General features: G+C 46.1%; 12 protein-coding genes. 6 read left to right on the top strand and 6 right to left on the bottom strand.

Annotated elements, in window-relative coordinates:
* From ACTUJY_RS19695 to ACTUJY_RS19675, 5 genes are all read right to left on the bottom strand, one after another.
* The coding region (locus tag ACTUJY_RS19695; RefSeq protein WP_463617850.1) for a SpvB/TcaC N-terminal domain-containing protein at positions 1-7,078 on the bottom strand (7,078 nt) is incomplete at its 3' end.
* 409 nt (positions 7,079-7,487) lie between these two features.
* Positions 7,488-8,942, bottom strand: coding sequence for an NAD-dependent succinate-semialdehyde dehydrogenase (locus ACTUJY_RS19690; protein ID WP_463617849.1), 1,455 nt, complete (start codon positions 8,940-8,942; stop codon positions 7,488-7,490).
* A 75-nt stretch (positions 8,943-9,017) separates the two neighbouring features.
* Positions 9,018-9,335 (bottom strand): hypothetical protein, encoded by a 318-nt coding sequence (locus ACTUJY_RS19685; protein ID WP_463617848.1) that lies wholly within the window; start codon positions 9,333-9,335, stop codon positions 9,018-9,020.
* 21 nt (positions 9,336-9,356) lie between these two features.
* Positions 9,357-10,049, bottom strand: a complete 693-nt coding sequence (locus tag ACTUJY_RS19680; RefSeq protein ID WP_463617847.1) for a tetratricopeptide repeat protein — start codon at positions 10,047-10,049, stop codon at positions 9,357-9,359.
* Between the two features lie 38 nt (positions 10,050-10,087).
* Positions 10,088-10,447, bottom strand: a complete 360-nt coding sequence (locus ACTUJY_RS19675; RefSeq protein ID WP_463617846.1) for a hypothetical protein — start codon at positions 10,445-10,447, stop codon at positions 10,088-10,090.
* 631 nt (positions 10,448-11,078) lie between these two features.
* On the opposite strand from ACTUJY_RS19675, the gene ACTUJY_RS19670 reads away from it, so the two are divergent.
* Both ACTUJY_RS19670 and ACTUJY_RS19665 read left to right on the top strand, forming a co-directional pair.
* On the top strand, positions 11,079-11,363 hold the full coding sequence (locus ACTUJY_RS19670) for a hypothetical protein (RefSeq protein ID WP_463617845.1): 285 nt from the start codon (positions 11,079-11,081) through the stop codon (positions 11,361-11,363).
* Between the two features lie 49 nt (positions 11,364-11,412).
* Positions 11,413-12,105: a tetratricopeptide repeat protein gene (locus tag ACTUJY_RS19665; protein ID WP_463617844.1), complete on the top strand. Its 693-nt coding sequence runs from the start codon at positions 11,413-11,415 to the stop codon at positions 12,103-12,105.
* 4 nt (positions 12,106-12,109) lie between these two features.
* Here ACTUJY_RS19665 and uspE read toward each other — a convergent pair whose 3' ends face one another.
* Entirely contained in the window at positions 12,110-13,036 is a 927-nt protein-coding gene (uspE, locus tag ACTUJY_RS19660) for a universal stress protein UspE (protein ID WP_463617843.1), read from the bottom strand.
* Positions 13,037-13,236: 200 nt separating this feature from the next.
* Here uspE and ACTUJY_RS19655 point away from each other — a divergent pair, with 200 nt between their 5' ends.
* Genes ACTUJY_RS19655 through ACTUJY_RS19640 form a run of 4 tightly spaced genes read left to right on the top strand, consistent with a single transcriptional unit; the run spans position 13,237 to position 14,829 of the window.
* On the top strand, positions 13,237-13,722 hold the full coding sequence (locus tag ACTUJY_RS19655) for a Na+/H+ antiporter subunit E (protein ID WP_463617842.1): 486 nt from the start codon (positions 13,237-13,239) through the stop codon (positions 13,720-13,722).
* A 1-nt stretch (position 13,723) separates the two neighbouring features.
* Entirely contained in the window at positions 13,724-13,996 is a 273-nt protein-coding gene (locus tag ACTUJY_RS19650; RefSeq protein ID WP_463617841.1) for a monovalent cation/H+ antiporter complex subunit F, read from the top strand.
* Positions 13,997-14,002: 6 nt separating this feature from the next.
* Entirely contained in the window at positions 14,003-14,323 is a 321-nt protein-coding gene (mnhG, locus tag ACTUJY_RS19645; RefSeq protein ID WP_463617840.1) for a monovalent cation/H(+) antiporter subunit G, read from the top strand.
* Positions 14,308-14,829: a DUF4040 domain-containing protein gene (locus ACTUJY_RS19640; RefSeq protein WP_463617851.1), complete on the top strand. Its 522-nt coding sequence runs from the start codon at positions 14,308-14,310 to the stop codon at positions 14,827-14,829. Before mnhG ends, ACTUJY_RS19640 begins: the two co-directional genes overlap by 16 nt.
* Positions 14,830-14,838: the final 9 nt, after the last annotated feature.

Below are 14,838 nucleotides of genomic sequence, written 5' to 3'. Positions count from 1 at the left end.
CAAAATCCTTTTTCTCATTAACTAAGACAATATTTAACGCCCCCTTATTACTTGGACTATCGGAGCTTTCATGATCATCTCTTTGTTGAGGTTCATCGAGACTTACATATTTCCCACTGGGGGCTATATACTCAGTCCCACCAGTAACAGAATATATGATATTTACTTTACCTGAATTTTCATCATACTCAACTTCTTCAATTTCGATATTTTCCGGTGCTTCTCCTGTACTAGCGGAAACCAATTGCTTCGCAGCCTGTTTCTGTACCGCTTCTCTTCCTTTATATGGGTCAATTTCTTTATTGTAATTCTTATCTAGAATTTGCTCCGTAGTGCATATAACAAATGTATCGCAAACTCTTAAATACCCACTCGGATCCGTTCCCGCCAGCGGATTATTTAAAATGTAACTGTAAGGGTTCATACTTTGTGAATTACCCGGATCTTGAATAAAGGGGTCAACACTCAGAAAGCGTCCGAGGTTATAATCGTAGGCTCTTCCGTTCATATGAATTAACTGACTGTCATCCAGGTGCTCATGGTCGGTGAAGCCGCGTGTGGTCACATTGGAGCCTAAAATGCTTAGCGCACTGTCGGCCATGTTTTGTTGCCGTGGGCGACCAAAGGCGTCGAAGCTGTGGCCTTCAATAACGGTACCCTGTTCGTTAACGATGGCGGTCATGGATCCCAAACGGTCGCGATGGAAATAACCTATTGAGTAATTACTGGTGGACTTTTCCGTGATTACAGCAATGTCGCCAATGTAGTGCTTTTTCTCAACTTCGGTGCCGCTGGTGGTTTGCTTGATAATGCGCTCAAACACTTTATCGATGTACAGCGTGGTGGTGGTTTCACCGTTTTTGGTTTTCACCTGCTTATAACGCATTTGATCGGCGCCGTAGTAAAAGTAGGCGTCGTTTGCCGCAGTGGTTTGACTGTCGAGTTTCGGGTTGATTGTTCCACTGCTGGTACCAATGTGCACCGGTTTATTAAACGCATTGTACGAAATACTGCGCAACCCATCGTTGGTAAGGTTGCCGCTTTCATCGTAGCTGTAGGTGCGGGTACTGCCGTTGGCGAGCTGTACACTGCGCACGGCATTCGGGCCCGCCCAGCCGTTGCTTGCACTGCGTGTGGTGCCCACCGCCAGGTAGCTGTAGGCGTTGGCATCGTTGGCGCTGAAGTCGGTTTTCTTCTTTAAGTTACCCACCGCATCGTAAGCGTAATGGATGGTTTGGCCACTGGTGCGATTGATGCTGAGCGCGCTGGTGATGAGCCGATGCATGTTGTCGTAGCTGTAAGCTTCCGACGTGTGGTCAGTGGCGGACACAAAATAGTTATACACATCTTGCTGGGTCAAGTTGCCGTAATCGTCGTACTCGTACAATACTTTTTGCAGATCACTCGCCCCACTCGACAAAGTGGTCATGCTCATTTGCCCGCTTTCTGGGAAGAAAGAGCGGTCAATCGCGGCATTTCCGTTAGCAATGGAGGCGCCTATCCAGTTGCCGGTGACGTCCATTTCATCGATTTGACGATAGGTATAATTGGTAGCGGCGTTGTAAGTGCGCTTTAAATAACCGGTGTCGTTGTATTCATACGCCACGGTGAGTCCGGTGGGGTACGTCATCCCTTTGGTGCGGCCAAAATTGTCATCGATGTACGCTGTTACCGTAAAGGTTTCGCCATCAATCTGGGTGTCGGTGTGTTTGAGCCGGCACTTGGTATCGTAACGGTATTCGCGCGTGAAGTTTTCACCGGTGCGCGCCACGGTTTCGCTGGCCGGCAAGCCCAGGCACACGCCGCCGCTGTCTTTGGTTCCGGTATCAAACGCAAAACTCGCTTCCAATACGTTGTTCACTTTGCGAGAAGTTAAACGCCCCAGTACATCGTAATCGTAATCGGTGGTTTGGCCTTTGGCATCGGTTTCGGTATCCACTTCACCAAAACCGGTGTAAGTGAAGGTTTTGTTGCCCATGTTAGGGTCGTTAACCCATAGTTTTTGACCCAGTGCGTTATAGGTGACGGTAATTTTTGCGCCGTTGGCGTCTTGCAACACAATGGGATTACCCAAACCATCGTACGCGTATTGCGTGACGCTGCCATTGGCGTCGGTGGTTTGCATCAACTGGCCCGTGCCGCTGTGGGTACGATACAGGGTTTTGTTGGCGTCGTTGTTCAACACAATTTTGGTGCGGTACGCGTTGCCATCGGCGTAGGTGTAATCCACCTGCATGGTTTTACCGTAGGTTTGGTCCACCACTTTTTGGGTTAAGCGGCCCAAAGCGTCGTATTGGTTGTAATGCGTGCCTTTACTTTCGCTGGTGCTGGTGGACGGCATCGATTCAAAGGTTTTACGACCTAAAGCATCGAAGGTGACTCGCTGGTAAATGTAGGAACCATCGAACCCTTGAGTGCGGGTGTACAGCGGCCGATTCAATGCATCGCGATATTCCGTGACTTCTGGGTTGCCCGCTGCAGAGGTCACCACTTTGTATTTTACGTTGCTGTCGGTAAAGTCGCAGTTGTTGCACCAGTAGTAACGGGTGTAACCATCGGGTACACCTGCGGCAGACACTTTTTCGACTCGGCCGAAGGGGTCGTAATCGGTCAATACCGTATTACTATTAGCATCCGTTACCGACGTTGCCTGACCATGACGAGCATCGATAACCGTGCTGGAGGAATGCCCTTTTGCATTGGTCACCGTTTTAGCAAAGTAGCCGTCATCGGTGTAGGCGGTTTCAACCCAACGCGATTGGGTTTCATCTTGTGCCGTGGTGGTCACTTTAATAGGCAAACCATGTGCGTTGTATTCGGTTTCTACTTGCGTCCATTTACCCGTCGACGGTGTGGTTTTCACCTTCGTGGGTAAACGCTGGGTTTCATCGTAAGTGTCAATAACGGTGGTAACGGTTTTGTCATTGTCCAACGTGGCATCGTAAATCAGTGAACTGGATGTCTCACTCAAGGCTTTGGTGGTTACCGTGGAGGACTTCAATTTATTCACCCACCAATTGTTGGTATCGTGCGGATAAAAAGCATTCACCGTTTCCGATTGTTGCTTGCCGAATCCACCCTCCACAATTTTTGTCGACTGTAAAATGTTCCCATAATCGTCGTAAGCGGATGCGCTTACATTTGCCAAGCCAGTGCTGCTATCGATAGTGGGTTCGGTTGTGCCCACATAAGCCAGACTTTGCGACTTTTGAGTTCGCGGTAAACTCAGTGTGTTTTCAACCGCTACCGTTTTTGCAGGAAACACCCAGTGTGTGTCTTGTTGGTCTTCACCATCGTGCGTTTTAACGGTGTGATAATACACTTCGGTTTTTGAAAGTGGAGACGAGGTACAGGTTTCATCGTTATCTGCAATTAAACAGCGACGAACCGCTTCAGTTTCACCAGCAAATGGAAACTTTTGATGAAAATCGGTGACGGTTCGAGTGCCGTCGGGGCTATCGACTATGATACTGCGAAACCCTTGGAAGCCTCGGCCTTTGTTGTTAAACATCGCTTCGCGATACGAATAACGTGTACTGTTATTTCCACCAATGCCATTGCTTTGTTTGAAGTTCGATACCACGAACATCGACGAGGTGAAGTAGAAATGATTGTCATCGACGTAACGGTTAGGATCGTTAATGTCTTTTACTGCATACAGCGCGGGTTCGCTTGCACTGCGACCTGCTTTGGAAGTGAGTGGCGCATAATCCCACTCGCTTTCTATCGATAAACCGTTGGTGACTTTTTTCAGTAAATCGGGCGCTTTAGCGTATTCACTGCTGTTCGATGCAGCGCCTTTGTTGTGGTAAAAATAATAACCGCGGTCATTGATATCAGGTGTAGCATTCAAGTTGTCTAAATTTGAGTGCATGGTAATGGCCATGTCACTTAACCCATCACCGTACAAATCGATGTTCCACGGATTTTTGTGACTCAACCCTTTTTGTTTCAGAAGTGTTTGTCCCAATGAAGCGACCAGCGAGTATTTTTTGGTGCTGGCGTTATATCGAAACTCGTACGGCTTAACCTGATAAACGCTTTGATCGGTTGAACCATATCCCTTTTGGTACAGCTCGCCATCGCCGCCGGAGTGAGCACAAAATTGCAAGTCAGTAGGAATATGTTGGGCGACAACAACGACATCAATAATATTTTCTCTAACCGATAAGGAGTTCTCATTACCTCTCCTCGCCAATGTAAAAGTCGTGTTGTTTTGAGCGTTCCAACTTGTGCGACTGATACAGTACTTTACGACGGGTTCTTGGTTAATAGGTAATATCAATTCCGAACGGCCGTCGCTGTCCAAGTCCGAAGTGGTGATCAGCGAACCAAACTTGGGTACGTGCGTTCCAACCGTTTGTCCGCACTTATCATTGGGCGATTGGTTATACAGTTTCTCATCAATAAACCCAGCGGTACTTCCGGTATTCACAGCCGACTCAAACGAGCCGCCGTTATTCAACTGATAATACCAAGTGTGCGTGCCACTTTTGGGTACAAACAAATAATCCTTTAACCCATCGCCGTTAATATCTACCCATTGGTGATACACGTACTTGGGGTGGTTGTTGGAGCTGATCCCCATCGATTCAAAAGACGTTTCGGTAAAGTTATTCTCCTGATCCTGAATCAACACGCCATGAAGGTTTGAGTAACAGGTTTTATCGTCCAGAAAAACATCCAACAAGCCATCACCGTTTAGATCATCTAAGTGGCTGAAAGTCACTTTGCGGCTGCTTTTTGTTGGATCGTAACTGTACGATTTTTTAATTACAGGATCGGCAAAACTGGGTGACTTTGCCGTACCGATGTTTTTCCAAAGCTTAATATCAATCTTATTATTACTGTAATCTGGAGCACTGGCGATGTAATCAATCAAGCCATCGTTGTCGATGTCAGCGTATTTGCCCAGGTACAAATATATATCGCTTAGTAAGTTGCCGGTTGTGGACGACCAAAAAATTTGTGTTCGAAACTTTTCCTCGAGCGTGATAGTGCCATTGGTGTTCACCACGCGATAAAACACGTTTTCTTTCCCCTGGCCGCTGTCGACTACGCGCGATAGTTCGGAAACGCCATCGTTATCGAGGTCGAGGTAATTGCCAGACCAAAGCGACATCGCCAAATCGATATCGTCTTCGCCAAACTCAAAACTCCAAATTTCACTACCGTCGGCGTTGAGCGAAAACAGTCGGTACAGTTTTAATTCCGCACCTGACCAGGCGTATTCGTAGGTCATTGCTTCCTTAATGCCATCACCATCCAAATCACCCAGCGTTTTGAACAACATTTTTATCAGTGGGCTTAACTGGCCATTCACTTTTTTCATTTCCAGTTGAATCGCACTGTCTTGCCAATTAAATTCCGTTTTCGGCAAGCAGGTTTTGGTACCGGTGGAGTAAGAACACTCTTGCACGCTGCTTAGCAAGCTACGCTGAGTTGCGCTGCTGGTGCCGTATTCGAGCGTATAAAGACGCACGCGATCACTGGTATTAACGAAAGTTTCAATGCTTTTTAAGCGCTGGGTGCTTTCGGTTTTTCCTCCAGCCAAAAATGCCACACTGGCATCGGGACGGGATTCGTAAGTGAAGCTGATTTTGCGGGTGCCCTGGGTACTGCTTTCGCCGGTGTAATAGATTGCTGATATTAAATGTTCACCTTCACCGTACTGGCTGTAATCAAAGTGAATGGTGTTGCCCGAGGGATCTTCGACTTTTTCAAGTGCCCATGAAAGTACTTCTGTTTTACCACCGGCAATGTGTCGAGCATTACTGATCCCAGATGTTGAGCCTCCATAATAAGAAGTGCGTCCATTTTTTTGTTGGGCTACGAAGTAACTGGTAGAGGAATTAATATCGAAGTTTTGAGTAACTTTCACAAAACTATCGAGCTCAGTGCGGTACACTGCGCCATTTTCGCCATAAATACCACTCACTACAATTAATCGTTGTCCATCTAAACACAAGCGGTCGCCACTGGCAGAATAAGTAACCGACAGGTTTTTTCCATCTTGTGCGTGTGTTTGCCCACAGCGATGAATCGATGAAGTACTTGCGCTTAGGCCCCAACCTACCCCAGCAATACTATTTCCACTTCGGGAAGAATAATTCAGCGACACCGATGGCTGCATCCCATTACGACCAGGCGGAATAGCAATAGGAATCGTGTAACTGGCAGCACCGCCGGAAACACCCGCTTGCCCTCCCAGTGCGCCCACAGTATCGGATGCCGTGGGCTCTGCAGTCGTTAACGTATCAGCACTTAATGTACCACTGAACTTCTTTGCATACTCAGGCGTATATTCAACCGGGTTAGATACAAAGGTGCCGCTAGTCGATGCGTACAAAATCGATACATTACCACTGGCATCGGTAATTTTAATGTCCATACGGCCGTCGCCGTTTTCATCGATGAATTCAATAGTGGAGTTTGTTGACCAGTCAACGCCCAAATAACCATTGCTTAACGATTGAAACACACTGCCGTCGCCACCAATCACGTAAGAGTCTTGCGATGAAAACTTGGATTGCAAAAACACTTCGTTATGACCATCGCCATTAAAGTCAGCAAAGGAAACTTTGTAATCGTCGGCGTTGATGTTGAGGTCAATTTCGGAATAGCTTGCGTTGCCAGACGCTGTCCAAGAAACGATGGCGTTCGAAACTGAAGGTGACAACACAATCGGTGTGACAACGTCGCCATGAATTAATAGGATTTGTTTTTGACCGAGCAATAACAGCTCATCACCAGGCATACTGTTTAAATTTGATGCGTAAGCGCTGTAGGTTTCAGCACTCCAATCGTCGATGCTTGTGATTTGTGGGTGGTTACTGGTCCACTGCAAATAAATAGGAGAGTCGATATTTTCGGTGGTGCTAGTAGGCATGATGCCTGAAGTACCACCTTTGTTTTTGGATTGAATAAAGCTGTCGGACTTGCCGTTGCCGTCGAAGTCACCAACAATTTCATTATGCGTGCTGGTGCTCCAGGTGAAAGTAGGATTGGTAACCGCAAGCGCGTTGCCAGAAAGTACGGTAGCAACAGCGGCTACAACCAGTTGAACTGCTTTATTCATTCAAAGTCCTCTAAAGGATTGATTGCTTAATCGTGATGATTTTTGTTAACTCGTAAAGGAGTTTGTGTTTTTTCAATCGCGAGAATTTATTGGATAACTTAGAAAAGCTACAACGTTAATCAGCGATGATTTTGCGATTGTTTAAGGAAGATACTTCAGGCTGGTACCCCAAAACTGTCCTTATTAGAAGCTACGACTGTGGTATCGACCAAAATTTGAGCGATTATACAGGCAGTTGACGAGTGAGTCGATATCGCAAATTCGAAATGTGTAATATTTCACACAAAAAAAGGAATATAAAACAGATTTACCTAACAATGCATTTAAACGAAAATAACAAACACATTTTTATTTCTTATGCCAAAGTTCATCTTTGCATAGGGCTGCGAAATGTTAACCTTTTGCGAGGCTAGTGGTGAATGCCTCCCATGCACAAGTACTTCATTTCCAGATAGTCTTCCAGACCATAATGCGATCCTTCACGGCCAAAACCGGACTCTTTAATGCCACCAAAGGGCGCCATTTCATTGGAAATGATGCCTTCGTTGATCCCGACCATGCCGTACTCTAATGCTTCACTCACACGCCACACACGGCCAATGTCGCGACTGTAAAAATAGGCCGCCAGCCCAACCGGAGTATCGTTGGCGATTGCTATGGCTTGGTGCTCTTTTTCAAACGTAATGATTGGCACAACAGGGCCAAAAATTTCTTCTTTTGCCACCGGCATGTCATTCGTCACTTGATTTAAAATAACCGGCCCCATATAGCAGCCGTCATCGGACGGTGAATCGTCTTGATAGATTACGTTTGCGCCTTGCTGAATGGAATCGGTAACCAACTGTTTTATTTTTTCCTTTGCAGACTTTGAAATTAACGGACCGCAGGTGACGCCTTTTTGAGTACCGTCGCCAATAACAAGTTTACTTTTAACGGCATTGATAAGTTTTTCCGTAAATTGTGATGCAATATTTTTTTGTAGTAAAACGCGATTGGTACACACACAAGTTTGACCACAATTTCGAAATTTTGAAGTCATTAATCCTTCAACCGCAGCGTCAATATCGGCATCATCAAAAACAATAAAAGGCGCGTTACCACCGAGTTCCATTGTCACTCGTTTTAATGTCGATGCGCATTCCGCCATTAATTGTTTTCCAACTTGGGTTGAGCCCGTAAACGTTAGCTTGTTTATTTTTTTACTTTGCGTAAGTACAGGACCAATTTCAGCGGAATCGCCAACAACCATATTGATCACCCCGGCTGGGATCTCAGCACGCTCAGCTAACTCTGCCAACGCCAAAGCAGAAAGCGGCGTTTGTGATGCCGGTTTACACACAACGGCACACCCTGCCGCTAATGCTGGCGCAATTTTTCGCGCAAGCATCGCATTGGGGAAATTCCAAGGCGTGATACAAGCAACAACGCCTACCGGTTGTTTAATGCAGAGCAGTCGTTTGTCTCGCGTGGGCGGCTCAATGGTATCGCCGGTAATGCGCTTTGCTTGTTCAGCAAACCATTCAACATAAGCGGCTCCATACGCAATTTCACCACGTGCCTCCTTCAGCGGCTTGCCTTGTTCACTGGTAAGTAGTATCGCCAAATCGTCTTGATGCTCCATAATGAGATCATACCAACGGCGCAAAGCGGCCGATCGTTGTTTTGCGCTCAGCTGTCGCCATTTCATCTGCGCCCGATAGGCCGCGTCTATTGCACTAAGCGTTGCCGTTGCGTCTGCTTTACTCACCTGAGTGATACAGGTGTTCGTCGCCGGATTCATCACCGACAATTGTTCCTCAAAGTCTTGCCATTGGCCATTAATATAGGCACCGGTTTTTAACAGTTCGGGATTTGATAATTGCATGGAACGAGTACGACTCCGGAAGGTATTGTTTCAACCTTTAAGCAAATAAATGAGAGTACAGGTTATCAAAATTTTTCAATTGGTGTGCAAAAGAAATTGACGCGCGTACTCCAACCAAGCACTCAATGCGCTTTGTTCCTTTAACTCTTTATTTTCAAAGTCGGTCCATTGCTCTAACTGTGCGCGTCCTTGCTGTGAAAACGTGCGGATTAAAAGCAAAACTTCCGATTCGTCTAAAACCTGCTGCTCTAACATTTGCAGTGGGTGAAGGTAAGCCTGTGTTTGCATCACGTTACGTAGCTTTAACGCCAAAGCAGGGCTTGAAGGTCGAATCACCTCAATGGAGTACTCCAAAATCGCATGCGATAACACATGCTCATTGCTGGTGATCATTCATCGAATCTCTATGTCCGTTTACCCCGCCAGTTTCACTTCACACTGAGACAAACGATTACGCGCATCCATATGATTTGGGTATTGATTTAAAAATTTACGGTAGGCTTGAACCGCTCGTTGATAATCGCCCGCTTCTTGAAAAATGTAACCCAAGTTTAAACTGGCACTTGGAAAGCCATCTCCGATTTGCTCAACGCGGGTATACGCATTGACGGCTTCATCGATTGCGGCCCGTTTAGTACACAACCAACCTAAATTATACAGTGCTGCCTGGTTTTCCGGATCGATTTCCAGGCACTGTTGAATGTAGGTTTCTGCTTGTGAAAAATCTTCTTTGTGCGCGGCTGCCGCTGACTTTTGCAACAGTTCCTCCATCATATAGCTCGGTAAAGAGCCTTGCTTTTCTTCTTCGGCAATAGCTTCTTGCACCGAAACCGCTAACGCGTTTTGATGCTCTGGTAAATCGTTTACCGCAACGTAAGCAAAGTTCATAAATCCGCATTGACATTTCATTGCGCCGCGAAAATACATGAGTGTGCCAAGCTTTTTTTGTGGACCCAGATCACCGGTAATAAACTGCCCCACTTCTTGACAGGCCAAACAAGGATGATTGCCCGTTATACTTTCCAGTTGCTTTGTCGATTTCGGTTGATAAGCAAAACGTAACGACAATCCATCTAACGGATGCTTAGTGCGAATTGATTGATTCACGGAAATATCCTTTCAAGCTTTCAGTCGGTTATTAAAACTCAGGCAATTTGATCGCGGGTGAATTTAACGCGAATGCGTCCAAGTTCTGACATCACCTGCTTTTCTTTAATCAGATCATTGACGGGTTTACTCACTTTCGGATCAATTTTCGTTTTATCCGCTAATTTTATTTTAAAGGGATTGACTTCTTGGCCATGCCGTTCCGCCTCTTGATTAAATTTAATTTGAACCGGTAACTCCACTTCAATTTCATCCATGTTATAACGAAAGCGGCTGTCTGAATTTTCAATTTGCTGGTTGGCTTGTTGTAATGTGTTATGCAGTGCCACAAACAGTTGATGCAGTTCTTTTTCAATTTCCGATTCATCAATATTGGATTCACTATTGGATTCACTCATGGCAATAATCTCTCTTTAAATAACTGTCCAGGTTTAAGCTGAGTGTTACGATTCATGGTTCATTTGTATTATGACGCTATTGGGTATAGCACAGGAAAATTATGCCTTCAAGCCGCCAAACCGTGGTTATCTCCAACGCCAATATGCAATAGTAAAAAAGCCGAAAGCGATCATTATTTTTGTGCGATTATTGAGATGCACGTTGACAGCAATTTCCTACTTAGCTCAGTTTGAGAAGAATCTCAAATTAAACTTGTTGCGGCGCTATTCAACTTCTAAACCATTAGAGCGTGTTTATCTTTCATTTGTCATCACGGGTGTGTTTGAAACGTTAACCGTTAAATGAAGCGTTGACTCAGCGTGAGGAGCGGGGTTTGATACCTTTTTTTACCCAACTACGATCCCGTTAGCTTCATTCGACGGCACGGATGCAAATGATTGTGCGACGCCAAAGATAAAGCCGATAAAAACAATGAATCACTCGCCCTGCTTCGCTAAAAACACTTACTGAAGGAGCAAGAAAAAACTCGGTTACACCTGCGACGGTAAATGAAAGATAAACACGCTCTAAAGCTTGCTTTGAATTCACTCAAGGAAGCAGTAACGTTAATCAACCTATGAGGAAAGTGACATGGCCAATGCAGCACAATTATCGGGATACATTGTCGCATTTGCCGGAGCCGCTCGCGTAGCTCAGGCAGCAATGTCTTCCGGTGCCGATCCGATGACTATTGCGGAATATTCATTTGAAATCAATATTACCGCTGATTTTGACTTGAAAAGCGAAACCGATGTGTCATTGAACATTTGGCGTTTAAACGTAAAACAAAAAGTCACCATGGACTACAAGAGTCATTGGGGCATCACCGTGAAGTGTTTGATCAAACCTTCTGCGGTATTGGCTTCAGAGACCTAGGTCCGACGACTGGAGCGTTGACTGACATCGGTCAACGCTTTTTTCCCCTATGAAAGAATTGCGAAACATCACGCCTTTGCAACGTAAAGGCCTTTCTTTGACCTTTGCCTTTCAGCCCAAGTCAATCAACGAACGTAATCAAATACCGTCACAAGTTTTGTGTTTATCCTGTGGTAAACGAGGACTGTTTGTCTCGGGAGACTCTGGCCCACAACGGCAACACGATGAAATCTATTATTATCGCGCCGGTTTAATTTGCGAGTGCCACTACCTGAATTTTGTGTACACCATTGTTAACGATATTCCGGAAGAAGCACCAGATGCGCGACTGACCACATCTCAGGCACTGCTAAACAGTAACGCAAAACATCGGTTACCGGATTGGCGCGAAGAAGAGTTGGTCACTCTATCGGCGGCGGCAGCGCATAACAGCGACTTTGAACTTGCCGCGCAGCTGATTGATATTGCGTTAACGATTTCACCCGAATCGCAATCGGCCTGGTATAACCGAGGCTGGCTATACGCGCATGACAATCAATTGGAAGACGCCATTCATGCTTATAACAAAACGTTATTGCACGGCGAAGACTTTCCCAGCGCCCATTTGAATTTGGGGTATATCTACCAGGAATTTCATCAATTCGAAGAGGCGGCGCGCGCGTTTAAAAAGTTTTTGGAACGCTACCCAACACATCCTGACGCCATCAATCGTTTGAAAGATTGTGAAGATAAACAAGAGTGATCCCTCAAACGACCGGCGACTGAAACCCTTCTGGTTTAAGCGCAAGCACATTGCAATCGATTTGATCGAGAATTTCTTCGGCGGTATTACCAATTAACATGCCGGCAACACCCGTTCGGCAAATGGTTCCCATCACCAACAAGTCGGCTTTTAATGTTTGCGCCATTAACGGTAAGACTTCTGCAGCCCCTCCTTCTTGCAAGTGGATATGCTCTGGAGGAATGTTGTAATTTTCAAGAAAAGCATTGAGCTTTTCTTGATGCTGCTCTTTCACTTCATCGAGGTGCGTTGCGGCGGTAAGCGAGTTGGAATGGCTGCTTCGGTTCGGTAAAAATGCCTTATACGCGTGAACAACATGCACCTGACCATCGAATTTCTCGGCAATATTTAATGCATTTTTGAGAACCGTATGGTTGAGATTGCTGGGTTTGTCGTGCGATTGCATGGGGTCGATCGCAGCGATTATTTTCATACCGGCTTCCCAATGCCCATTTTTCACCAGCATTAATGGCGTTGGGCATTTACGCAACAAATTCCAAGACGTTGGGGTAATGATCATACTGGCGGTTTTGGAGTGAATATGAGTCGGCTTAATCACCAAGTCATGACCGCCATTTTTTGCCTTATGAATAATGCCCACAAAGCGCGGCCTTTCCCAAACCACATCGATCGATACTTTATGCCCAGCTTTTCGCAATGGCTTGGCATAGTCTTCCGCCCAATGTTCGTATTTTTTGATCATTTGCTGCTTTGCCGCTTCTAACCGATCGTGATCCAACATAACACTGGCGACCAAAGCACCGTCATACAGACAGACAAAAAGCTCCAGTTCGGCTCCGGTTTTTTCCGCAATCACCGTTGCATTTTCAACGGCGGGTTGCGTTTTTAGATCAGGATTCAACACCACCAGCACTTTTTGAAATATGGCCATGAATGAGCTCCTGAAAAAGGTGTGATCAATTAAATAGAGCGCGTGGCTCTCATTAACTATAGGATTCCACTGGCGCTCGCGCAAACCTTTCGCGCTGAAGACAAAAGTTTCAATACGGAGGTCAGACGACAACCAAGCAACGCATTTCTGCCCTGCTATACTTGTTCAATAAATAATCGCTTAGGAATTGCACGACGCATATGGCGACTCATCAGCAAAAGTTATGTCTGGTTTTACTGTTCGCTTTGATGGCGTTGTGGCTATTGCTCTCCGGCTATTTCCAGCTCCACTTGCTTTTGCTGGGCCTGCTCAGTTGCCTGTTTGTTGTGCTCATTACCCTTCGGCTCGACATCATCGATCAGGAAACGTTGCCCCTGCATCTGTCTTCCGGAGCACCCGCGTACTGGCTCTGGCTAAGCGGAGAAATCATTAAGGCCAATTTGCAGATCTGCCGGATCATCTTGCAGCGCTCACCGAATATTTCACCGAAAATCATTAAAGTCGACTACCAACAGGAGTCGCCTGCGGCAAGAGTGACCTTTGCCAACTCCATAACGCTGGTACCCGGCACCTTAACCTTGAGCACCTTTCCCGATCATATTGAAGTTCATGCTCTCAATGATGACTGCGCCACCGCTCTGATTTCTGGCAGCATGGCCAGCCGCGTTGCGGCGTTAGAGGATTGATATGCTCTGGCCCGCGATAGGTATACTTTTGCTCGCCTTAATGTTGACCCTTTACCGGCTCTGGCAGGGGCCGACAATTTACGATCGTTTACTTGCGCTTAACCTGATAGCCACCCAGGTTGTGTTGTTAATTTGTATGCTGGGTTTTACGGAAAGACCCGAGCTGTACATTGATATAGCCCTCGTTTATGTATTCATTGGTTTTATTGGTGCGCTCACCTTATTTCGTCTGTTGATTCGGGGTGACATCACCCATTTAATTGACAAGGATTAAGGACCAATGATGGCACTGCTCAGTGATTTACTGCTTATTGCCGGCGCCCTTTTAATGGTCATTAGCGCCATTGGGTTGATCCGCTTTCCAGATTTTTATACGCGGGTCCATGCCAGTGGCATCGGCAATACTCTGGCCATCGCACTGATGATCATGGGCCTTATGATAGAGGCCGGTTTGTCTTTCATGAGTTTGAAGCTACTGCTGATTCTCGCGATTTTGTTGTTTGTGGGACCGATGACATCACACGCGATTGCCAAGGCCGCACAATCGAGTGGCTTAGCCCCTTTGAAAAAACGAGGAGGTGACTCATCGAACTCTTCGTAAACAGTATTTTACTGCTCCTAATTTCGGTAACCGCACTGATCGTTCTCCGATTAGCGAATTTATTGGTGGCTGTTATTACTTTTAGCGTTTACAGCATGCTGTTGGCGACACTGTTTATCACGCTAGACGCCGTAGACGTCGCCTTCACTGAAGCGGCTGTTGGCGCCGGTGTTACTACCGCATTAATGCTAGGCACTCTGCGCCATATTGACAAAGTTGGAAAAAAGTATCGGCGCAAAACGGTGCCTTTATTGTTCGCATTGCTCACTGGAGCGGCGCTGGTGTACGGCACTTTCGACATGCGACCTATGGGCACCTACGACGAGAAAACCATGGACCATGTTGCCGAACATTACATTGATAAAACCACAGAAGAAATTGGTATTCCGAATATGGTTACCTCGGTGCTTGCAAGTTATCGCGGCTACGACACGCTCGGAGAAGTCGTTGTTATTTTTGCCGCAGGCCTCGGTGTTTTACTCATACTGGCAGGCGATAAAAAATAAGGAACGAAC

The sequence above is a fragment of the Pleionea sp. WD8-19 genome (assembly GCF_055326765.1).
This window is presented reverse-complemented; position numbering and strand designations above follow the sequence as displayed.

What these genes read in the sequence shown, in the direction of transcription:
- ACTUJY_RS19690 (WP_463617849.1), bottom strand. Translation starts at nt 8,942, where the DNA reads ATGCAATTATCAAATCCCGAACTGTTAAAAACCGGTGCCTATATTAAT.
- ACTUJY_RS19685 (WP_463617848.1), bottom strand. Translation starts at nt 9,335, where the DNA reads ATGATCACCAGCAATGAGCATGTGTTATCGCATGCGATTTTGGAGTAC.
- ACTUJY_RS19675 (WP_463617846.1), bottom strand. Translation starts at nt 10,447, where the DNA reads ATGAGTGAATCCAATAGTGAATCCAATATTGATGAATCGGAAATTGAA.
- ACTUJY_RS19670 (WP_463617845.1), top strand. Translation starts at nt 11,079, where the DNA reads ATGGCCAATGCAGCACAATTATCGGGATACATTGTCGCATTTGCCGGA.
- ACTUJY_RS19665 (WP_463617844.1), top strand. Translation starts at nt 11,413, where the DNA reads ATGAAAGAATTGCGAAACATCACGCCTTTGCAACGTAAAGGCCTTTCT.
- uspE (WP_463617843.1), bottom strand. Translation starts at nt 13,036, where the DNA reads ATGGCCATATTTCAAAAAGTGCTGGTGGTGTTGAATCCTGATCTAAAA.
- ACTUJY_RS19655 (WP_463617842.1), top strand. Translation starts at nt 13,237, where the DNA reads ATGGCGACTCATCAGCAAAAGTTATGTCTGGTTTTACTGTTCGCTTTG.
- ACTUJY_RS19650 (WP_463617841.1), top strand. Translation starts at nt 13,724, where the DNA reads ATGCTCTGGCCCGCGATAGGTATACTTTTGCTCGCCTTAATGTTGACC.
- mnhG (WP_463617840.1), top strand. Translation starts at nt 14,003, where the DNA reads ATGATGGCACTGCTCAGTGATTTACTGCTTATTGCCGGCGCCCTTTTA.